The organism is Mucilaginibacter sp. (genome assembly GCF_041663085.1).
Classification (GTDB): Bacteria; Bacteroidota; Bacteroidia; order Sphingobacteriales; family Sphingobacteriaceae; genus Mucilaginibacter.
In genome coordinates, this window is the sequence record NZ_JBAZRC010000070.1 from 1 (window position 1) to 22,504 (window position 22,504).

Below are 22,504 nucleotides of genomic sequence, written 5' to 3' on the forward strand. Positions count from 1 at the left end.
AAAACCGGTTGTTTATCAAATATTCCCGGCAGCAGAAGCCGCCGAAGCACACCGCCTGATGGAAAGCAGCGAGCATATGGGGAAGATAGTGTTACGTTTTGGGTAGCACATAGATAATGGTTCATAGTTGATGGCAAACACCATTAACTATGAACCATCAACTCATATTAATTAGGGAACTTCACCCCGCGATAATTTGAAATATTTACCGTTGGGATGCTTGCGTTATATGTTTTATTAATAGCCTTGATATATTCATTAGCAACAATAGCATAACCGCGCGGGGTTAGATGCACACCATCTAATGAGAAAATACCGCCGCTGATATAGTTTGAATTAGCGCTTACACCATCTACCAAAATGCCATGGGCTTTTATATCATTTAAAAACGTAAAGGCATCAAACACAGCCAAGCCTTTTGTAGCGGCGGCTGCTTTAATGGTTTTGTTATAATCGGTTACATAATCCTTTGTTAAGGCAATTTCGTTGGCATCAAGCACGTATTGGTTTTCGATAGGTGCATACGGCGTTAAGCCATAAGGCACCATACCTACTCCAGGTACGTTAACCATCTGCCCAATTTTGCTGGTTGGGAAGGTTAACACAACCAGGTCGGCAGCTGTTGCGGCACGCGGCGCGTACACGAGATTATTAATATCAGTAGATGTACGTGCACTGATATAAATATCTTTCACTTGTGCATTTGCTTTTTGCACACTTGCTAAAATAGCACCAACAGTAACCGTATTAAAGTAAGGGATGGCAGTAACATCAGGTATTGTTGCCACAGCGCCTTTGGCCCCTTTCTCCGTAAGTTTAGCTATTGATAAGGTATATAGCTGCGCAAACTGTGTTTTATCGGTAAGCACATCCGCCGCGCCACCGCTTGTGGCGTAACCTAAAGCATCGTTATTACCCAGCCAATCGGTAAAAAAGGTAAAATCTTTAGCGGTAACAAAATCAAGATAAGTGGTATTGTTTGCTGGCGGCGCGCCCGGCAGTAATCTCTCAAAATAACCATTCAGGTTGCCATAAGGTCCATACGTAATTTGTTGTAACTTAATACCCGGTACGCCATAGTTATTAATATCACCACTGTATTTGGTGTATAAAATCACATTACCAAAGCCCGGGATAGTAACCTGATCGCGCACGGCGGTATTTTCTGCAACGGTAGCAGTTATGGGCGATCCTGTCGGGGTAAAACCGGTCAGTTTCAAATAGCCCGATCCGTTTGCCTGCGCTTCGGTAAATAATGGCTGGGTAAATTTACCGCCGCCAACCAATGCCATTTGTTTGGCAATAATACTTGGATACGAGTTTTGCTGCCCTTCCAGGTATAGGCCGCCATCAGCGTAGCCTGCAGTTAATGAGTTACCAACGGCAATATAGCGGGTAAAATCAGCTGTGCCTTTATTTGCTTTCGGGGTTTCGAATGATGGTTTACAGCCAGCCAGTAAAAACAGCGCGGCCGATATATATAGGTAATTTTTTAATATTTTCATGTAATTAAATTAGGAGGGTTACCAGTGATAAGCAAGTGAAACGCCGGGGATATAAACATTGCTTTTGAATGTACCCGACAGGTTAGATTCGATATTTGTTTGCGTGCGCGAGAAAAGGTGCTCGTACTCGAACGAGAAATCCAGATCCAACTTGTTGGTAACCTTGTAACCAAACCCTGCTGTTAAATAATAACGGTTGGCATCGGGCACCTCGGGGGTAACATAGCCATCTTTTACGGCTGTGGTAGTATAGCCACCGCCAAGGCGTACGGCCATTTTATCGCAGGTTTTATATTGTGCGCCGCCCCTCACGCTGTAAGCATCTTTATAATTACGCGGCGAGTGCGTATCCTGCAAGGCTGGTGTGTTTGATGCATAATCAAAAGCAAGTTCTTTATAAGAGTGCCATCCAACATAGTTTGCATCAAGCGCTAACAATAACTTAGGCGATGCAGCATAGCCAAAGCCAATAGAAGCGGTTTGCGGCAATGGGATACCGGCTTCAAAGGTGTTTGGCTGCGGGAAGTTTGCCTGCGCCGATTTTGCAACGCTAAACATTGCATCACCATTTTTAATGGTTGTTTTAACCTCCGACCGGTAGTTTAAACCGATGGTAAACTCGGGGCTTGCTTTGATAAATACCCCTGCGTTCCATCCATAACCTTTACCATGGCCTTTAAGGCGTGCCTGGCCGGTGTTACCATCAGGGTCGCTGATGGGGATAGCGCGTTGCAGATCAACCGTGGCATAGTTATAAATAAAACCACCGCCAATGCTTAGATAGTCGGTTAGTTTATAACTAACAGTCGGCTGGAAAAAGATAGATTTTAGATCAAGGCTTTCCAGCACATATTTACCCTGCCAGTTGTTGCCCCAGTCGGTTAAGCCGCCAAATGGTGTATAAACACCCATACCCACTTTCCAGCGGGCATTTTTTGGCCCCCAAACGCCATAAGCGTTAAAAGGCGTGGCCACCTTATTTTTTGTAAAGGCCACATCATTTGTGCCTGCGCCGCTAAAGCCCGATTTAAATAAAAGCGGGCTTATACCTGCCTGTATGTAATTCTCTGGCAGCATGGCTACTGCGCCGGGGTTAAAGGCAATTGAAGCGCCATCCTGTAATAAGCCGGTGCCGGTATGGCCCATGCCTATTTGTTTTTGTCCGTTAAGGTTTACCTGGAAACCCTGGGCATATACAATAGCCGGGCTTAACCACATCAGTAGTAGTAAAAGTTTTTTCATTCAAAGTTATAGGCTTTAAGCCCTGGTTAATAATTGGACGCCAAAAGTACAATATTGCCTTCAAAAAAATACATGAAAATTTCTTAACATAACTATTTAAATATTTGGCAATAAACCTTAACTTTGCGCCTCTGAAATAGTACCGTTTTGTAAAGAAGGTATCTGTTTCATTGTAAATTATTTAAAACACCAGGTTATATATGCCAAACATTGGAAAAATATCAAGGATCATCGGTCCGGTAGTTGACGTAAGTTTCGCTGATGATGCACATCTTCCTAAGATTTATGATGCGCTTGAGATCACAAAAGACAACGGACAAAAAATCATTTTAGAGGTTCAGCAACATTTAGGTGAAGACCGTGTGCGTGCTATCGCCATGGACTCTACCGATGGTTTACTGCGCGGAATGAAAGTTTTAGATACCGAAGCAGCTATTAAAATGCCGGTTGGCGAATCTATTAAAGGCCGTGTATTTAACGTTGTAGGTGATGCAATTGATGGTATTCCTGATTTGGATAAAACCAATGGCCGCCCTATCCACGCAACACCTCCGCGTTTCGAAGATCTATCTACCGAAACTGAGGCATTGTTTACAGGTATCAAAGTAATTGACCTTTTAGAACCTTATGTAAAAGGTGGTAAAATTGGTTTGTTTGGTGGTGCCGGTGTTGGTAAAACAGTATTAATTCAAGAACTGATCAATAACATCGCGAAAGCTTATGCAGGTTTATCTGTATTTGCAGGTGTAGGTGAGCGTACCCGTGAAGGTAACGACTTACTGCGCGAGATGCTTGAATCGGGCATTATAAAATATGGCGATGCGTTTATGCATTCAATGGAAGCCGGTGGATGGGATCTTTCTAAGATCGACCCTGAGGCTTTGAAAGAATCAAAAGCGACATTCGTTTTCGGACAAATGAACGAGCCTCCGGGTGCACGTGCACGTGTGGCGCTTTCTGGCTTAACCCTTGCAGAGTACTTCCGCGATGGTGATGAAGAAGGTAAAGGCCGTGATATCCTATTCTTTATTGATAACATCTTCCGCTTTACACAAGCAGGTTCTGAGGTATCGGCACTACTAGGCCGTATGCCATCAGCGGTAGGTTACCAGCCAACACTGGCTACCGAGATGGGTACCATGCAAGAGCGTATCACTTCAACAAAACGTGGTTCAATTACATCTGTACAGGCTGTTTACGTACCTGCGGATGATTTAACTGACCCTGCACCGGCAACAACATTTGCCCACTTAGATGCAACTACAGTACTTTCACGTAAAATTGCCGAGCTTGGTATTTACCCTGCGGTGGATCCATTGGATTCTACCTCACGTATCCTTAGCGCAGCTATCTTGGGCGATGAGCATTACAACACCGCTCAACGCGTTAAAGAAACTTTACAACGTTACAAAGAGTTACAGGATATCATCGCCATCTTAGGTATGGACGAGCTTTCTGAGGAAGATAAATTGGTTGTATCACGCGCTCGTCGTGTTCAGCGTTTCCTTTCTCAGCCGTTCTTTGTTGCCGAGCAGTTCACCGGTTTAAAAGGTGTATTGGTTGACATTAAAGACACCATCAAAGGTTTTAACATGATTATGGATGGCGAAGTTGATGAGTACCCTGAAGCAGCATTTAACCTTGTAGGCAGCATTGAAGATGCTATTGAAAAAGGTAAAAAATTATTAGCGGAAGCTAATAACTAATAGAAACAAGACATAAGAGCCAGGAATCAAGACCGGAGAGAAATCTTACATCTTGATTCTTAACTCTTGAATCTAACAACAGATGACATTAGAAATTCTTACTCCTGATAAAAAAGTTTACGAAGGCGAGGCCACCTCGGTTACCTTACCCGGTACATTAGGATTTTTAGAGATCTTGAATAACCACGCCCCTATCATTTCTACTTTAAACGATGGCAAACTAACCATACGTGGTGCTGCCGGCGTTAAAGAAGAAGTGTTTTTTATCCAGGGTGGTGTAGTAGAAGCCTTAAACAATAAGGTTACTGTATTAGCGGAGGGCATTATTCAGAAATAGAACTTTTTATACTGATAAATGAAAAGTCCGGTCAGTATATGGCCGGACTTTTTTTATGCAGTTTTTTTGGCCGGATGGTCATTTCACGCCGAATTTTCTCTATTTGCTATGCATGCATAAAAAACATACCGAATACCGTTTTAAACTTTGGTATAAATTAGTAAAAATATAATTCTATATTTATATAAAATATCAGAATAAAAAATCTTTAAATTAAATAAAGCAGAATAAAATACTTTTTTCAAATAAATTTTTAATGCCTTGCTATTCTATATAGCTATATCTAACTTACAAATACACAATACAACCGAAATTGTTAACGCCATTTTTGGCCGGTACATGAGATAAAAACGCTTTATAAAAATGAGTTCATCATCAGATACTACAAACGCTGTAGAGATAAACAAATACAGTAAAACCTTTACACAGGATGAAACCCAACCTGCCGCCAAGGCCATGCTTTACGGCATAGGCCTTACCGACGATGATATGCAAAAAGCACAGGTAGGCGTAGCCAGTATGGGTTATGATGGTAACACCTGCAATATGCACCTGAATGACCTGGCCAAACTGGTTAAACAGGGTATCTGGGATGAAGATATGGTGGGCCTGATATTTCATACCATTGGCGTAAGCGATGGCATGAGCAACGGTACCGAAGGTATGCGCTATTCGTTAATGAGCCGCGATATTATTGCCGATTCGATTGAGGCTGTTACCGGCGCGCAATATTATGATGGTTTAATAACCCTGCCGGGCTGTGATAAAAATATGCCGGGTTCTATTATGGCGATGGGACGTTTAAACCGTCCTTCTATTATGGTATATGGTGGCACTATAAAACCCGGCCACTGGAAAGGCGAAGACCTTAACATCGTATCAGCTTTTGAAGCTTTGGGTAAAAAGATAGCGGGGCAAATAACTCCCGAAGACTTTGTAGGTGTTATAAAAAATGCTTGCCCAAGCGCCGGTGCCTGCGGGGGTATCTATACGGCTAATACCATGGCTGCTGCTATCGAGGCATTGGGCATGAGCTTGCCTTACTCGTCATCAAACCCTGCTTTAAGCGATGATAAAAAAGCTGAGTGTTTAGCCGCGGGTAAAGCGATAAAGATCTTATTAGAGAAAGACATAAAACCATCAGATATCATGACCCGCGCGGCTTTCGAGAACGCGATAGTGGTTATAATGGTGTTAGGCGGTTCAACAAACGCAGTGTTGCACTTAATAGCGATGGCTAAAAGCGTTGGTGTAAAAGTAACCCAGGATGATTTCCAAACCGTGAGTAACCGCATCCCGGTACTGGCCGATATGAAGCCAAGCGGCAAATACATGATGGAAGACCTGCACAACATCGGCGGTGTACCCGCAGTAATGAAATACTGCCTTGCGCAAGGCTGGCTTGATGGCAGCTGCTTAACCGTTACAGGCAAAACCATTGCCGAGAATTTAGCCGATGTTCCTGCACTTGATTTTGAAAGTCAAAAAATTATATTCCCTGCCGAAAACCCTATTAAAGCAACCGGTCACTTACAAATACTATACGGCAACCTTGCCGAAGGTGGTAGTGTTGCCAAGATCACCGGTAAGGAAGGCACCAGCTTTGAAGGCCCAGCCCGCGTTTTTGATGGAGAGTTTGAACTGATCCACGGCATTCAAAGCGGCTTGGTAAAAAAAGGCGACGTGGTTGTTATCCGCAACGTTGGCCCCAAAGGCGCACCAGGTATGCCCGAAATGCTGAAACCAACCTCTGCCATATTTGGAGCAGGTTTGGGTAGTTCGGTAGCGTTAATTACCGATGGCCGCTTTAGTGGCGGTACGCACGGCTTCGTCGTCGGCCATATTACGCCGGAGGCTTATGACGGCGGAGGTATTGCCTTTGTGAAGGATGAGGACAGGATATTTATTGATGCCATAAACCGCACCATTAATGTAATGATAAGCGACGAAGAATTTGCTGCACGCAAAGCCGCATGGAAACAGCCGGCTTTAAAAGTAAGCAAAGGGCTTTTATACCGGTACGCAAAAACCGTAAGCAATGCTGCCGAAGGTTGTGTAACAGATGAAATGCCTTAATAGGATAAAAGACAAAGGACTAAAAGATAAAGAGACTAACAAACCGGTGTAAGTATAAGCACTGGTGTAATCATATAATAAATGGAAACACAAACAATCACACAGGAAGTAAGTGAAAAAGCAGCAGAGCCTGCAAAATCACCAACAACAGAAGTTTCAGGATCGGAAGCATTATTAGAAGCCCTGATTGTGGAAGGTGTGGAAACCATTTTTGGTTACCCCGGCGGTGCTATTATGCCCATTTACGATGCTTTGTACGATTATAATGATAAACTGAATCACATCCTTGTACGCCATGAGCAGGGCGGCATACATGCCGGTCAGGGTTACGCGCGTACATCAGGCAAAGTTGGTGTTGTATTCGCTACCAGCGGCCCCGGTGCTACTAACTTAGTTACCGGCTTAGCTGATGCACAAATAGACAGTACACCGTTGGTTTGTATCACCGGGCAGGTTTTCGCACACCTTTTGGGTACCGATGCCTTCCAGGAAACAGATGTGATCAACATCACCACCCCGGTTACCAAATGGAACTACCAGGTAACAGATGCTACCGAAATCCCCGAGGTTATTGCCAAGGCATTTTATATTGCCAAAAGCGGCAGGCCCGGCCCGGTATTGATAGATATTACCAAGAACGCGCAAATCCAGAAATTTGATTACGCGGGCTATACCAAATGCGATCATATCCGTAGCTACAGGCCAAAACCAATCGTTCGCCCGCAGTATATACAGGAAGCCGCCGAACTGATCAATTCCGCCAAAAAACCATTTATTATATGGGGGCAGGGTGTAATATTAGGCAGTGCCGAGCAGGAGTTTAAAGCCTTTGTTGAGAAGAGCGGAATCCCTGCAGCATGGACAGTTTTAGGTGCAGGCGCTATCCCAACCGATCATCCGCTTAACGTAGGGATGCTGGGCATGCACGGTAACTACGGACCAAACGTTTTAACAAACGAGTGCGATGTGCTTATAGCCATAGGCATGCGCTTTGACGACCGTGTAACAGGCCGCCTTGACAAATATGCTAAACAGGCCAAGGTTATCCATTTGGATATTGACCCCGCCGAGATCGATAAAAACGTAAAATCAACCGTGCCTGTTTGGGGCGATTGTAAAGAAACCCTGCCGATGCTTACCGCACTGGTGGATAAAAAAGAGCACACCGAATGGCATGACAAGTTTAAAGACTACACCCGCCAGGAAGTTGAACAGGTTATCCATAAAGAACTAAACCCCACCACGGACGAAATGACCATGGGAGAGGTAATTAAACAACTGAACGAAATTACTAAGGGCGAAGCCATTATTGTGACCGACGTTGGCCAGCACCAGATGGTGGCCTGCCGTTACGCACAGTTCAATAACACCCGCAGTAACGTTACCAGCGGTGGTTTAGGCACCATGGGCTTTGCCCTGCCCGCAGCCATCGGCGCTAAGTTTGGCGCGCAAAACCGTACCGTAGTTGCCATTATTGGCGATGGCGGTTTCCAGATGACCTGCCAGGAACTGGGTACTATTATGCAAAGCGGTATCGATGTAAAGATCATCATCCTGAACAACCGTTTCCTTGGCATGGTTCGCCAATGGCAGGAACTGTTCAATTCGCGCCGTTACTCGTTCGTGGATATCGAGAGCCCCGATTTTGTGGCGCTGGCAGCGGCGTACCGTATCCCCGGCAAAGTGATCGACGACCGCAAGGACCTGCCATCGGCACTGAATGAAATGCTGAACAATAAAGGCTCGTTCCTTTTAGAAGTGATGGTTACCAAAGAGAACAACGTGTTCCCGATGGTACCGCAAGGATGCAGTGTTAGCGAGATCAGGCTTAAGTAATACCCCCAAACAAGAAACACAACATGGAAACTCAAGATAACGACAAGCAGGAATTTAACATAACGGTTTATACCGAAAACCAGATAGGTTTATTGAACCGTATTGCTATCATATTCACACGCCGTAAAATAAATATCGATAGCCTGAACACCTCTCCGTCAGAGATAGAGAGTATTCACCGCTTCAACATCGTGATAACCGAATCTGAAGAAGTAGTGCGCAAGCTAACCCGCCAGATAGAGAAACAGGTGGAAGTGCTAAAAGTATATTACCATACCAATGCCGATGTTATTTGGCAGGAACTGGCCTTATACAAAGTATCAACAGATGTTATTGCCGAAAAGGTAAGCGTAGAGCGTTTGCTGCGCGAGAATGGCGCCCGCGTGGTAGTTTTACGTAAGGACTATACCGTGTTTGAAACAACCGGCCACCGCGAGGAAACCGATAACCTGATCAGCATTTTACAACCATTTGGGCTTATAGAGTTTGTACGCAGCGCCCGTGTGGCTATCATTAAAGATAGCGAAGGCTTTAACAGCAAACTGCGCGAGTTTGAAAGGCTTGAACCGGGTGAGGATGTTATCGAAAACGAATACCTGAACAAAGGGCAAAAAGTGTTTACGATGTAGCCCCCCAGCCCCCTGAAGGGGGAGTAGAATAAAGTAAAATCTTAATTAAAAAATAAAAGCAAAATCGGTGTAATCAAAACATCGGTGTAATCAAAAAAACCAAAACAATGGCAAAACTAAATTTCGGCGGTAGTGAAGAAAATGTAGTAACCCGCGAAGAGTTCCCTTTATCAAAAGCTCAGGACGTATTAAAAAACGAAACAGTAGCAGTAATTGGCTACGGTGTTCAAGGCCCGGGCCAGGCGCTCAATCAAAAAGACAATGGCATTAACGTAATTGTTGGCCAGCGTAAAAATTCAAAATCATGGGATAAAGCCGTAAGCGATGGCTTTGTACCGGGCGAAACCCTTTTTGAAATTGAAGAAGCCCTTGAAAAAGGAACTATTATTTGCTATTTATTAAGCGATGCCGCACAAATTGCGTTATGGCCAACTGTTAAAAAACATTTAACCCCGGGTAAAGCATTATACTTTTCTCACGGTTTTGGCATCACCTTTAAAGAACAAACCGGCATCATCCCTCCTGCTGATGTGGATGTATTTTTGGTTGCCCCTAAAGGTTCGGGTACATCATTACGCCGTATGTTTTTGCAAGGCCGTGGCTTAAACTCAAGCTACGCTATTTTCCAGGATGCAACCGGCAAAGCACAGGAACGCGTTATCGCATTAGGTATCGCTGTTGGTAGCGGTTACCTGTTCGAAACAGATTTCAAAAAAGAAGTATACAGCGATTTAACCGGCGAGCGTGGTACGCTGATGGGTTGTATCCAGGGTGTATTTGCTGCACAGTACGATGTATTACGTGCTAACGGCCACTCACCATCTGAGGCTTTCAACGAAACTGTTGAAGAGCTTACCCAATCGTTAATGCCATTGGTTGCAGAAAACGGTATGGACTGGATGTACGCCAATTGCTCAACCACTGCACAACGCGGCGCGCTTGACTGGTGGAAGAAATTCCGTGATGCTACTAAACCGGTATTCGAAGACCTGTACAAAAGCGTTGCAACAGGTGTTGAATCACAAAAATCTATCGACAGCAACAGCAAAACTGATTACCGCGAAAAATTAGATGCGGAATTAAAAGAATTACGCGACAGCGAAATGTGGCAGGCAGGCAAAACTGTACGCAGTTTACGCCCCGAAAACCAGGCTGTAGAAGCATAATAACAAGTCTTGAGTCGTAAGTCGTTAGTAGAAAGTCTGCTGGCGACTTATGACTTAAAACTTTAGACTAAAGACTTAAAAAAATGGGACAAACATTATTCGACAAGATTTGGGATGCACACGTCGTCAGTAGCAACGAGGGCTTTCCTGATATTTTATACATCGATACACATTTCATTCACGAGGTAACCAGTCCGCAGGCATTTGATGGTTTGCGCGCAAGGGGGTTACCGGTTTTCAGGCCAAAACAAACCGTTGCCACGGCCGATCACAACGTCCCCACCTGGGACCAGCACTTACCCATTAAAGAAGAACTTTCCCGATACCAGGTTGATATGCTCACCAAAAACTGCGCGGAGTTCGGCATCGAGCTTTACGGTTTAGGGCATCCATTCCAGGGTATCGTCCACGTTATAGGCCCCGAGCTGGGCATCACCCGTCCGGGTGGCACCTATGTTTGCGGCGACAGCCATACTTCAACACACGGCGCCTTTGGTGCCATAGCGTTTGGTATAGGCACCTCGCAGGTAGAGCAGGTAATGGCTACGCAATGTTTACTGCAATCGCGCCCCAAAAGAATGAAGATTGAGGTGAACGGTAAACTGCAAAAAGGCGTTGGCGCAAAGGATATCATCCTGTACATCATCTCACAAATCTCTGCCGCGGGCGGCACAGGTTATGCTGTAGAATACGCCGGTGATACTATCCGCGCGCTAAGCATGGAAGGCCGCATGACCATCTGTAACATGAGCATCGAAATGGGTGCACGTTGCGGATTGATAGCGCCTGACGAAACCACCATTAACTACGTAAAAGGCCGCGAATTTGCCCCAAAAGGCGAAGAGTGGGATAAGGCGGTAGCTTACTGGCAAACCTTGTATTCTGATGAAGATGCGGAGTTTGACAGCGTACTAAGCTTTAAAGCCGAAGATATTGAGCCAATGATTACCTACGGAACAAACCCCGGTATGGGCATTGGCGTTACACAGCACGTTCCCGAAACTGCATCCTTTGAGCAGAAAGAACAAGGCTCGTACAAAAAAGCCCTTGATTATATGGGCCTGCATGATGATCAGCAATTATTAGGTAAACCTATTGATTACGTTTTCATTGGCAGCTGTACCAACAGCCGTATTGAAGATTTGCGTGAGGTTGCCCAGTTTGTAAAAGGTAAGCACAAAGCCGATAATGTTACCGTTTGGGTAGTGCCCGGCTCAAAACAAGTGCAGGAACAAGCCATCCGCGAAGGCCTGGATAAGATCTTTGACGCGGCAGGTTTCCCGCTACGCGAACCGGGTTGCAGCGCATGCCTTGGTATGAACGAGGATAAGATCCCGGCAGGTAAATACTGCGTTTCCACCTCAAACAGAAACTTTGAAGGCAGGCAGGGGCCAAACTCACGTACTTTCCTGGCAAGCCCGCTTACCGCGGCAGCAAGTGCAATTACTGGCAAAGTGACAGACATTCGCGAATTTTTAAAAGAGGGTGAATTGGTAAGCTAATGATTTTAGAAGTAGCCATATTGAATGTAATACCGGGCCAGGAAGATGCTTTTTTAAAAGCATTTAGCCAGGCGCAGACTATTATATCCGGCATGACGGGTTACCTGTCGCATCAGTTAAAAAGATGCATGGAGAATGGCAGCCAGTTTATTCTGCTTGTTGAATGGAAAAAACTAACCGACCATACCGAAGGCTTCCGCCAATCTAACGAATATAAGGAATGGAAAAAGCTGTTACATCACTTTTACAGCCCCTTCCCTACTGTTGAACATTACCAGGATCTTGACGGCTTGAGCGGCAAGTCTCAAATCTCATATTTAACATCTCAAATTTAATTAAGATGCCAACTAAAATATTTAAACATATCCAAACCAGCGTGGTGCCTTTGCCTATCGAAAACATCGATACGGACCAGATCATCCCTGCTCGTTTTTTAAAGGCCACCACCCGTGATGGTTTTGGCAATAACTTGTTTCGCGACTGGCGTTTTGATAACGACGGCAACCCAAAACAGGATTTTGTACTCAACGATCCCACCTATAGCGGTAAGATACTGGTTGCAGGCAAAAACTTTGGCTGCGGTAGCAGCCGCGAGCATGCCGCCTGGGCCATTGCCGATTATGGCTTTGATGCCGTAGTGAGTAGTTTCTTTGCCGATATTTTTAAAGGTAACGCGCTAAACAACGGCTTGCTGCCGGTACAGGTAAGCGATGATTTCCTGAAGAAACTCTTCGAAGTGATTGATGCTGACCCGCATGCTGTGATAGAAATTAACCTGGTTGACCAGTTCATCAAAATTGTAAAAACAGGCGAACAGGAAAGCTTTGAGGTTAACCCCTACAAAAAAGCCTGCATGACCAATGGCTACGACGATATCGACTACATCCTGAGCAAAAAGGAATTGGTTGAAGAGTTTGAAGCTGCTAAATAATGAGTATTAACATTGAGCCTAATAACTCAATGACTAATGACCCAATGACAACGAAGTAATGAGCCAAAAGGATATAAAACGGGAAGGCAAAGGCACCGCGAAGCTATTTGACGAGCGCAGCCTTGAAGCCGATTACGCCACACTGCCGCCATTGCTAAAACAAGGCTGGCGCGTGCTGGATATCGGTTGCGGAACCGGCGCTATCTCTAAGGGTATTGCTCAAAAAATTGGCCCTAACGGCCATGTAACCGGGATAGACAACACGGCATACTTTATAGAAAGCGGTAAAGAAACCTATGCTGACGTGACCAACCTGGAGCTTTTAAATGCCGACCTGTTCACCTACGAGCCGAAAGAGAAATTCGACCTGATAGTAGCCGCGAGGGTACTGCAATGGCTAAACAACCCGCAGGAAGCTGTGGTAAAACTAAAAAGCATGTTAAAGCCTGGGGGCATATTATCTGTGCTGGATTATAACCACGAGGCTTTAGAATGGCAGCCCGAACCACCGGCAAGTATGCGCCAGTTTTACGCCACCTTTTTAAGATGGCGTGGCGATACAGGCATGAACAACCACATAGCCCAGGACCTGCCCGGTTATTTTACCGAAGCAGGCTTAAGCCAGGTTGAGGTTTTAGATGCGAACGAATACTATAAAAAAGGCGAGCCAAATTTCCTGTCGAAGATAGGGATCTGGTCGTCGGTAGCTAAATCAACCCAGATGGTTGAGGAGGGTTACATAACAGATGATGACCGCTTAAAGGCCATCGAAGATTATAACAAATGGATTGAAAGCGACGCGCAGCTGATGGTGATGAAACTAAAAGAAGTACGCGGGACTAACGCATAAAATACAATGGGAGTTAAAAAACACATATTAGTAATACCCGGTGATGGCATAGGCCCCGAGGTTACCACCTGGGGTAAAGCCGTATTAGAAAAGATAGGTGCCGATTTTGGCCATGAATTCACCTTCGACGAAGCCCTGATGGGCCACGCCGGTATCGAGGCTACAGGCAACCCACTGCCAGATGAAACTTTGGCAAAAGCAAAAGCCAGTGATGCCATCCTTTTTGGCGCTATCGGTCACATCAAGTATGATAACGATCCATCGGCTAAGGTTAGGCCTGAGCAGGGATTGTTGAAGATCCGTAAGGAACTTGGTTTGTATGCCAACCTGCGCCCCATCATGCTTTTTGATGAACTGTTAGATGCATCAAGCTTAAAGCCCGAGATATTGAAGGGAACGGATATTCTGTTCTTCCGTGAGTTGACAGGAGATGTTTACTTCGGTGAGAAAAAACGCAGCGAAGACCGCAATACCGCGTCGGACCTGATGATCTATCACCGTTACGAGGTAGAACGCATCGCTACCAAAGCATTTGAAGCCGCCCGTGTACGCGGCAAAAGATTATGCTCGGTAGATAAGGCCAACGTGCTTGAATCATCACGCCTATGGCGCGAGGTGGTACAGGAACTTGCCAAACAATACCCTGATGTGGAGACCGAGCACATGTTTATTGATAATGCCGCCATGCAGTTGGTTAAAAACCCTAAAAAGTTTGATGTGGTATTAACCGCCAACCTTTTTGGTGATATACTTACCGATGAGGCTTCGCAAATAGCAGGCTCGATGGGGATGCTGGCATCTGCATCAATTGGTGATGGTACAGGCTTTTTTGAGCCGATCCACGGTTCGGCGCATGATATTGCCGGGCAGGATAAAGCCAATCCGCTGGCCTCTATCCTATCGGTAGCATTAATGCTGGAGATCAGCTTCGGACTGAAAGATGAAGCCAAAAAGATAACGGCAGCTATCGACAAAACACTAAAAGATGGTTACCGCACCGGCGACATTGCCGATGCCAATACCGACAAAAGCAAAATATTAGGCACCAAAGCCATGGGGCAAAAAGTGCTGGAATATTTATAAGTCAAAATTAAAGTCAAAAATGACTCAATGACTAATGACACAATGACGAAACTATGAAATGGAACGCTGAATTATATGACCAGAAACACGCATTTGTTTACCAGTTTGGTGAGAATGTGCTGGAAACCTTAGATGCCAAAGAGGGTGAGCACATCCTGGATATTGGCTGCGGTACGGGTTATTTAACCCAGCAGATCCAAAACACAGGTGCCATTGTAAAAGGAACGGATTACTCGCCCGATATGATTGCCCAGGCAAAGGAAAGCTACCCCGAAGTTGCCTTTGAGGTTGCTGATGCCGGTAATTTTAATGAGGCGGGCAAGTATGATGCAGTTTTCTCAAACGCAGCCTTACACTGGGTAAAAAACCAGGACGGCATGATGAAAAGCGTTTACAAAAGCCTTAAACCCGGCGGCCGTTTTGTTGCCGAAATGGGCGGCAAAGGCAACGTTGGTAAACTTATAGCAGCTACCAAACAGGTGCTGGAGCAGCGCGGCTACCATAAGCAGGCAAAAACCCAGGTATGGTATTTCCCGTCACTGGGCGAGTATGCCAGCCGGTTAGAGGCCCATGGTTTCAGGGTTACCTACGCTATTCATTTCGACCGCAAAACCCCGCTGCAGGATGGCGACCAGGGTGTGGCTAAATGGATAACCATGTTTGCACCATTGTACCTGGTGGGTGTACCTGCTGCCGAAAAAGAAGAAATGCTGAAAGAAGTTACCGCACTGCTCGAACCGCATTACAACGAGAACGGCCAATGGTACGCCGATTATAAAAGATTAAGATTTATAGCAATTAAAGAGTAGCAAGTACATAGTATCAAGTATTTAGACTTAAAAACAAGTCAGATCTTGATACTTGGCACTAACTACCTGATACAAATTAACAATACTAAATACAAAAGAATATGTTACACGACCCTAACCGCGTTTATGTTTTTGATACCACGCTTCGCGATGGCGAACAGGTACCGGGCTGCCAATTGACAACCCCTGAAAAGATCGATATAGCCCGCGAGCTGGAAACGCTGGGCGTGGATGTTATTGAAGCGGGGTTCCCGGTATCAAGCCCGGGCGATTTTTTAAGCGTTGTTGAAATATCAAAGGCCGTAACCGAGCCGATTGTTTGCGCACTTACCCGTGCCAATAAAACCGATATTGATGTTGCGGTAGAATCATTAAAATATGCCAAGCGCCCACGCATCCATACCGGAATCGGCTCGTCAGATCAGCATATTAAACACAAATTCAACAGCACCCGCGAGGAAATTCTTGAGCGTGCCGTTGAAGCCGTGAAATATGCCAAAAAATCTGTTGAGGATATTGAGTTTTATGCTGAAGATGCCGGCCGTGCCGATGTGGCCTTTTTAGCGCAAATGGTTGAAGCGGTAATTGCTGCCGGTGCAACGGTAGTAAACATCCCCGATACTAATGGCTATTGCCTGCCCGACCAATATGGCGCCAAGATCAAATACCTGAAGGAGAATGTTAAGAACATAGACCAGGCCATTATTTCGGTACATTGCCATAACGATTTGGGTTTGGCTACAGCCAATTCAATCGCCGGTTTACAGAACGGTGCCCGCCAGATAGAAGGTACCATTAATGGTATCGGCGAACGCGCGGGTAACACATCTATCGAAGAGGTGGTGATGATCCTGAAAACACACTCTATACTTGGCTTGCATACCAACGTAAACAGCAAGAATTTTTACGAAATGAGCCGTATGATCAGCAGCCAGATGCGCATGGTTGTACAGCCAAACAAAGCTATCGTAGGTAGCAATGCCTTCGCGCACAGTTCAGGCATCCACCAGGACGGTTTCCTGAAGAACCGTGAGAATTACGAGATCATTCGCCCTGAAGACGTTGGTTTCCCGAGCGCTAGTATTGTGTTGACTGCACGTAGCGGCCGCCACGCGCTGAAATTCCATTTGGAAAGATTGGGCCATAAATTGGATAAAGACGAGCTTTACGAAGTGTATAAAACCTTCTTAACCCTTGCCGATGCCAAGCTGGATATAAACGATGATGACCTGCAAGGCTTAATGGCACACAGGCTGGTAAAGAATTAAATAATGGACACAGTTACAGAAACACATTTGGATTTTGACGCGGCCTACCAAAGGCTAAAAGACGTTGTTCGTCGTACCCCGCTGGAGTATAACGAGCGCCTGTCGGCAAAATACGAATGCGAAATATATTTAAAACGCGAGGACATGCAGATAGTGCGCTCTTATAAATTAAGGGGCGCTTATAACATGATCAGTCGCCTTAATGCTGAGCAATTGAGCCGAGGCGTAGTATGCGCCAGTGCAGGTAACCATGCACAGGGTGTTGCTTTTTCGTGTAAAAAATTGGGTACAAAGGGTGTGATTTTTATGCCCGAAATAACCCCGAAACAAAAAGTTAAACAAACAGAAATGTTTGGTAACGGCAATGTAGAGCTGGTTTTAGTGGGCGATACTTTCGACGATTGTCTGCGCGAAGCCTTGCTTTATACGCAGGCACACGGTATGACATTTATTCCCCCTTTTGATAACGAACAGGTTATAGAAGGACAGGGAACCGTTGGTGTTGAAGTATTGCAGGACCTGCCCGATATTGACGTAGCCATTATGCCAATTGGCGGTGGCGGGCTTGCTGCCGGCATGGGCACTTATTTAAAGCAAACCGTACCAGGTGTTACTTTGATAGGTGTTGAGCCCGAAGGCGCACCATCTATGCTTACCTCCATGAAGAATGGAGAGAACACTACATTAACAGATATCGACCGCTTTGTAGACGGTGCCGCCGTTAAACGCGTAGGCGATAAAACCTTTGCCATTTGCCGCGAGATACTGGATGATATGCTTACCGTGCCCGAGGGTAAGGTTTGTACCACCATCCTGAAATTATATAACGAGGATGCCATAGTGGTTGAACCTGCGGGTGCTCTTTCGGTAACCGCATTGGATGCCGTTAAAGATCAGATAAAAGGTAAAAAGGTAGTTTGCGTTATCAGTGGTGGTAATAATGATATCGAGCGTATGGCCGAGATCAAAGAGAAATCGCTGCTATACGAAGGGCTGAAGCACTACTTTATTGTACGTTTCCCGCAGCGCCCGGGTGCTTTAAAATTATTTGTGACCGAGGTTTTAGGCCCCGGCGATGATATTACCCGTTTCGAGTTCATCAAAAAAACATCAAAAGAAAACGGCCCTGCATTGGTAGGTATCGAGCTTAAAAACGCCGAAGACTACCCCGCCCTGCTGCAACGCATGCAGGAAAACCGCTTTGAGGTTATCGAGATCAATAAGGACGCTACTTTGTTTGAGTATTTGGTTTGATATTTAACCACAGGGTATACAGAGGTTTTCACAGAGAACACAAAGAATATTATGAACGCCGGGCAGAAGCTTGGCGTTTATTGTTTTATTGCAATCGCTCGGCTCCAGCCGAGTGATGCCTATTCGGCGGCCTCCGGCCGCAGTATATGTTCGGCCGGAGGCCTTGTAACAATATAGTCACTCGGCTGGAGCCGAGCGACGGCTCAATTGCTTTTTAATATCTTCATCGCCTCTATTGCTGCTATCTGCCCCGATATCAACGCAGGTGGCACACCCGGGCCGGGAACGGTTAATTGGCCGGTAAAGAGTAAATTTTTGATATGCTTTGCCCGCATGCTTGGTTTAAAAAATGCCGTTTGGGCAAGGGTATTGGCCAGGCCGTAAGCATTGCCCTTAAATGAGTGATAATCGGCTTTAAAATCTTTAAGAGCGTAGCTGCGCTTAACCACTATGGTATCGCGGATCCTTTGGCCGGTTATAGCTTCAAACCTATCCAGCATCACATCAAAGTACCTCTCGCGGGTGGCATCATCATCATCCAATCCCGGCGCTATCGGCATCAGGAAGAAAAGGTTCTCCCCTCCTTCGGGTGCGGCACCAGGGTCGGTTTTCGAAGTACAGCATACGTAAAACAAAGGCTTTGTAGGCCATTGCGGATTCTTGTAGATCTCTTTGGCATGCAACTCAAAATCCTCATCAAAAAACAAACTATGGTGCTGTATACCCTCTACCTTTTTGTTTGTGCCTATATAAAACAAAAGGCTTGATGGCGACATAGTGCGCTTATCCCAATATTTTTCAGTGTAATTTCTATTATGCTTATCTAAAAGATACTGGTCAGTATGTTCGTAATCCGCGCCGGCAATAACAAAATCAGCATGATAAGTGCCGTTATTGGTTTGGATGGTTTTCGCTGCTCCTTCAGCTACATGTATTTTAGCAACCTCGGTATTCAGCTTTATATCTACACCATAGCTTTCGGCAACGCTTACCATCGCCTTAACAATTTCATTCATGCCGCCCATTGGGTACCAGGTGCCCAGGGCAAGGTCGGCATGGTTCATCATGCTGTACATAGCAGGCGTGTCCTGCGGGGTGGCTCCTAAAAACAGCACGGGGAACTCTAATAACTTTATCAGCTTGGGGTTTTTAAAATATTGGCGCACATGGCTGCTCATGCTGGTAAGCAATTGCATGCTCATGCTTTTACGGATCAGGTTAAAGTCGATGAATTCGGTAATGGAATGCGAGGGGCGGAACACATATTCGCCCATGCCTACTTTGTATTTATAGGCAGCTTGTTCCAAAAACTTGCACAGGCCTGCGCTGCTGCCGGGTTCAATCTCGTCGAAAAGTTTTTCCAGCTTGCCCATATCGGCAGGAACATCCAGCACATCATCCTTTCCATAATAAACCCGGTAACCTGGGTCAAGGCGCTTCAGCTCATAAAAATCTGACGGTTTTTTACCAAAAAGGGCAAAGAAGTTCTCGAACACATCGGGCATCCAATACCAGCTTGGGCCCATATCAAACTTAAACCCATCTTTTTCCCATACGCGTGCGCGGCCGCCGGGCTGGTCGTTCTTTTCAAGTATGGTTACTTTATAACCCTCTTTTGCCAATACGCAGGCCGATGCCAAACCGGCAAAACCCGCTCCAATTACGATAACCTGTTTGTTATTATCCATCAGCAGCCAAATTAAGCAAATAGTTCTATGCAAGTAAAAAACAATACAGCATTCATTTTGTACTTTTGAGTGATGAACCTGTTCGACGAAACATGCTTTGAATGCAGCAAGCTGATTACCACCAAATACAGTACCTCTTTTAGTACCGGTATTAACGCGTTCCACAAACGTTTCAGGTACCCGGTTTATGCCATATACGGTTTTGTACGCTACGCGGATGAAATTGTAGATACCTTTTACGGGCACGACCAACGGCTGTTAATTGATGAGTTTAAAGTCGAAACTTTTAAGGCAATTGAGCGTGGCATCAGCATAAACCCTGTACTGCAATCGTTTCAGCAGGTGGTTAACCAGTATCAAATCGAAAAAGAGCTGATAGACGCTTTCCTCACCTCCATGAAAATGGACCTGGATAAAACCGCTTATGATGATACCGGCTACAAAACATACATCTACGGCTCGGCCGAAGTAATTGGGCTGATGTGCCTGCGCATATTTTGCGAGAACGATACGGTTTTGTATGATCAGCTGGTGCCAAAGGCGCGCAGCCTGGGTTCGGCGTTTCAGAAAATAAACTTTTTGAGAGATATCAAGTCTGACTTTGAGGACCGTGGCCGTACCTATTTCCCCGAGGTAGATTTCAGCAACTTTACCGAAACAGATAAACGGCTGATAGAAGCTGATATAAAAAAGGATTTTGATGATGCTTTAGAAGGCATAAAGCTTTTACCAAAAGGCAGCAGACTGGGCGTTTATGTAGCATACGTATATTACCTGCAGCTTTTTAAGAAAATAAGCGCAACATCGGCCATAGCTATTTTGCAAAAAAGGATAAGGGTTTCTGACACACAAAAACTGGGTTTATATTTTAAAGCCAAACTGCATCAAAAACTGAATATAATTTAGAATGAGTCGTACCATTTATAATTTACCGATGCCAATTAAATTCAGATACCTGTTTATTACCGCGCTGCTGCTGTTGTTTTTACCACTTAACAGGGGCAATGCAGCCTCCGTTACCGACGATGCAACGGAACCTAACCTGCATGTTATTCGTAAGCTGTTAGTAACAGCTATTACCAGCAGTAAAACAACCGATTCGCTTTACAACCACCTGGGCGGCATTAAAAACCGCACATCGCTTATAAACGGCTATATAGGTACGCTGCAGGCTTTAAAAGCCAAGCACACCTGGAACCCGTATTATAAGATAAAGTACCTGAACGATGCCGAAAAGACCTTTAAAAATGCCGTAACCGGCGACCCTTCAAATATAGAGATCCGTTTTATGCGCTTTTCGGTTGAGCATAATGTACCAGGCTTTTTGGGGTACACCAAAAACCTGGTTACCGACCGTACCGAGATCATTAAACAGATAGAGCGTAAACATTACGCATCGGCAGATGTGGCGTTGGTAAAAACCATTATCACCTTCCTGATAGATTCAAAAAGGTGTACCCCTGCCGAACATAGTATCCTAACCCAGCATTTAGCATCCTTATAAGTGAAATATACCTACCTTATTATTAACGTACTTACTATCTTTTTCCCGGTTGTATTATCGTTTGATAAGCGTGTGGCATTTGCCAAAAGCTGGCGGTTCATCTGGCCGGGGATGGCGCTAACAGGGCTTTTGTTTTTGTTTTGGGATGTGCTGTTCACCGTTCACGGTGTATGGTCGTTTAACAACAAATACATTATCGGTTTAAAATTCATGGGGCTGCCGCTGGAGGAGATCCTTTTCTTTTTAACCGTGCCCTTTGCATGTATATTCATTTATGCCTGCTTAAACTACTATATTAAATGGCAACTAAGCAATACTATAGCAAGGGTTATATCTAACCTGCTGATAGGCATTTCTATAACACTGCTTATTCTCAATTACACAAAATTATACACGGCTGTAACGTTTGGCCTGCTGGCTGTTTTGATGATACTGCTGTTATATTACTTTAGGGTTGATTGGCTCAACCGTTTTTATATAGCGTACGTAGTATCGCTTATTCCCTTTTACATCGTTAATGGCTTGCTCACTTCTATACCAGTTGTACTTTATAACGATGCCCAAAATATGGGGATACGGGCGGGTACTATACCGTTTGAGGATCATTTTTACAGCATGGCTTTACTGCTGATGAACGTTGGCTTTTTTGAATATTTTAAGAACCGTAAAAAGCTTACCGTGTAATGGCTGCAGACCTACCAATATATACCAAATCACAACTTGCCCTGCGTAACGGGCAGGATAAGCCACAGATCTGGGTAGCTTATAAGGGTATTATATACGATGTTACCGAAAGCCGCCTTTGGCGCAACGGCAAGCACTACGAGCACTGGGCCGGCCAGGACCTGACCGATGAACTACCCGATGCCCCGCATACCGAAACCGTTTTTGAGAAATTTACAGTGATCGGAAAGCTTTCATAATTGACTTCCCAACGGTTCATTACGAGGTACGAAGCCATCTCCCGATAGATATATTGGCTATACAAAGTCCTGATTGCTTCGTACCTCGCAATGACGCGCGGGGCTGCTTGTCAAATATTATCCACAAAAAAACCCGCCCGAAGGCAGGTTTTTCTATTATATATGTTGAGTTTATATTTACTTAGTTCTCAGCGT

General features: G+C 45.1%; 22 protein-coding genes. 19 read left to right on the forward strand and 3 right to left on the reverse strand.

The genetic code is table 11. The features are described from left to right. The coding region (locus WC615_RS13625; protein WP_372978660.1) for a zinc-binding dehydrogenase at positions 1-106 on the forward strand (106 nt) is incomplete at its 5' end. Positions 107-167: 61 nt separating this feature from the next. Here the strand turns inward: WC615_RS13625 and WC615_RS13630 are convergent. Both WC615_RS13630 and WC615_RS13635 read right to left on the reverse strand, forming a co-directional pair. After that, a complete protein-coding gene (locus tag WC615_RS13630; protein WP_372978640.1) occupies positions 168-1,505 on the reverse strand; it encodes an SGNH/GDSL hydrolase family protein in 1,338 nt (445 codons plus the stop codon). An 18-nt stretch (positions 1,506-1,523) separates the two neighbouring features. Beyond that, positions 1,524-2,747, reverse strand: coding sequence for an OmpP1/FadL family transporter (locus tag WC615_RS13635; RefSeq protein WP_372978641.1), 1,224 nt, complete (start codon positions 2,745-2,747; stop codon positions 1,524-1,526). A 200-nt stretch (positions 2,748-2,947) separates the two neighbouring features. Between WC615_RS13635 and atpD the strand changes: the two genes are divergently transcribed. The 14 genes from atpD to ilvA all read left to right on the forward strand — a co-directional run bounded on the left by atpD (position 2,948) and on the right by ilvA (position 18,194). Next, the gene (atpD, locus tag WC615_RS13640) at positions 2,948-4,453 is read left to right on the forward strand and encodes a F0F1 ATP synthase subunit beta (RefSeq protein ID WP_372978642.1); all 1,506 of its coding nucleotides are present in this window, start codon (positions 2,948-2,950) and stop codon (positions 4,451-4,453) included. 82 nt (positions 4,454-4,535) lie between these two features. After that, positions 4,536-4,790: an ATP synthase F1 subunit epsilon gene (gene atpC, locus WC615_RS13645; protein ID WP_372978643.1), complete on the forward strand. Its 255-nt coding sequence runs from the start codon at positions 4,536-4,538 to the stop codon at positions 4,788-4,790. 363 nt (positions 4,791-5,153) lie between these two features. Beyond that, positions 5,154-6,866 carry a dihydroxy-acid dehydratase gene (gene ilvD / locus WC615_RS13650; RefSeq protein WP_372978644.1) on the forward strand — a complete coding sequence of 571 codons (1,713 nt, stop codon included), beginning with the start codon at positions 5,154-5,156 and terminating at the stop codon, positions 6,864-6,866. Positions 6,867-6,947: 81 nt separating this feature from the next. Continuing rightward, positions 6,948-8,702, forward strand: coding sequence for a biosynthetic-type acetolactate synthase large subunit (gene ilvB, locus WC615_RS13655; RefSeq protein ID WP_372978645.1), 1,755 nt, complete (start codon positions 6,948-6,950; stop codon positions 8,700-8,702). Between the two features lie 23 nt (positions 8,703-8,725). Beyond that, positions 8,726-9,331 carry an acetolactate synthase small subunit gene (ilvN, locus tag WC615_RS13660; protein ID WP_372978646.1) on the forward strand — a complete coding sequence of 202 codons (606 nt, stop codon included), beginning with the start codon at positions 8,726-8,728 and terminating at the stop codon, positions 9,329-9,331. Positions 9,332-9,438: 107 nt separating this feature from the next. Beyond that, a complete protein-coding gene (gene ilvC / locus WC615_RS13665; protein ID WP_372978647.1) occupies positions 9,439-10,497 on the forward strand; it encodes a ketol-acid reductoisomerase in 1,059 nt (352 codons plus the stop codon). 83 nt (positions 10,498-10,580) lie between these two features. Further along, positions 10,581-11,999, forward strand: a complete 1,419-nt coding sequence (gene leuC, locus WC615_RS13670) for a 3-isopropylmalate dehydratase large subunit (protein ID WP_372978648.1) — start codon at positions 10,581-10,583, stop codon at positions 11,997-11,999. Further along, positions 11,999-12,334 carry an antibiotic biosynthesis monooxygenase gene (locus tag WC615_RS13675; RefSeq protein WP_372978649.1) on the forward strand — a complete coding sequence of 112 codons (336 nt, stop codon included), beginning with the start codon at positions 11,999-12,001 and terminating at the stop codon, positions 12,332-12,334. Before leuC ends, WC615_RS13675 begins: the two co-directional genes overlap by 1 nt. A 5-nt stretch (positions 12,335-12,339) precedes the next feature. Continuing rightward, entirely contained in the window at positions 12,340-12,930 is a 591-nt protein-coding gene (leuD, locus tag WC615_RS13680) for a 3-isopropylmalate dehydratase small subunit (protein ID WP_372978650.1), read from the forward strand. 58 nt (positions 12,931-12,988) lie between these two features. Beyond that, entirely contained in the window at positions 12,989-13,780 is a 792-nt protein-coding gene (locus WC615_RS13685) for a trans-aconitate 2-methyltransferase (RefSeq protein WP_372978651.1), read from the forward strand. Between the two features lie 6 nt (positions 13,781-13,786). Next, the gene (leuB, locus tag WC615_RS13690) at positions 13,787-14,863 is read left to right on the forward strand and encodes a 3-isopropylmalate dehydrogenase (protein WP_067058164.1); all 1,077 of its coding nucleotides are present in this window, start codon (positions 13,787-13,789) and stop codon (positions 14,861-14,863) included. Positions 14,864-14,916: 53 nt separating this feature from the next. Continuing rightward, positions 14,917-15,672, forward strand: a complete 756-nt coding sequence (locus WC615_RS13695) for a trans-aconitate 2-methyltransferase (RefSeq protein ID WP_372978652.1) — start codon at positions 14,917-14,919, stop codon at positions 15,670-15,672. Positions 15,673-15,773: 101 nt separating this feature from the next. Continuing rightward, the gene (locus tag WC615_RS13700; RefSeq protein ID WP_372978653.1) at positions 15,774-16,940 is read left to right on the forward strand and encodes a 2-isopropylmalate synthase; all 1,167 of its coding nucleotides are present in this window, start codon (positions 15,774-15,776) and stop codon (positions 16,938-16,940) included. Positions 16,941-16,943: 3 nt separating this feature from the next. Then, on the forward strand, positions 16,944-18,194 hold the full coding sequence (gene ilvA, locus WC615_RS13705; protein ID WP_372978654.1) for a threonine ammonia-lyase IlvA: 1,251 nt from the start codon (positions 16,944-16,946) through the stop codon (positions 18,192-18,194). A 203-nt stretch (positions 18,195-18,397) separates the two neighbouring features. Here ilvA and WC615_RS13710 read toward each other — a convergent pair whose 3' ends face one another. After that, on the reverse strand, positions 18,398-19,882 hold the full coding sequence (locus tag WC615_RS13710; RefSeq protein WP_372978655.1) for a phytoene desaturase family protein: 1,485 nt from the start codon (positions 19,880-19,882) through the stop codon (positions 18,398-18,400). Between the two features lie 72 nt (positions 19,883-19,954). Between WC615_RS13710 and WC615_RS13715 the strand changes: the two genes are divergently transcribed. The 4 genes from WC615_RS13715 to WC615_RS13730 are packed head-to-tail and all read left to right on the forward strand — an operon-like array spanning position 19,955 to position 22,309. Beyond that, complete coding sequence (locus WC615_RS13715) at positions 19,955-20,788, forward strand: phytoene/squalene synthase family protein (RefSeq protein WP_372978656.1); 834 nt, start codon at positions 19,955-19,957, stop codon at positions 20,786-20,788. Positions 20,789-20,816: 28 nt separating this feature from the next. Next, positions 20,817-21,386: a hypothetical protein gene (locus WC615_RS13720; RefSeq protein ID WP_372978657.1), complete on the forward strand. Its 570-nt coding sequence runs from the start codon at positions 20,817-20,819 to the stop codon at positions 21,384-21,386. Then, positions 21,387-22,070: a lycopene cyclase domain-containing protein gene (locus tag WC615_RS13725; protein WP_372978658.1), complete on the forward strand. Its 684-nt coding sequence runs from the start codon at positions 21,387-21,389 to the stop codon at positions 22,068-22,070. After that, positions 22,070-22,309, forward strand: a complete 240-nt coding sequence (locus WC615_RS13730) for a cytochrome b5 domain-containing protein (RefSeq protein ID WP_372978659.1) — start codon at positions 22,070-22,072, stop codon at positions 22,307-22,309. The genes WC615_RS13725 and WC615_RS13730 overlap by 1 nt, the downstream gene beginning before the upstream one ends. Positions 22,310-22,504 lie beyond the last annotated feature (195 nt).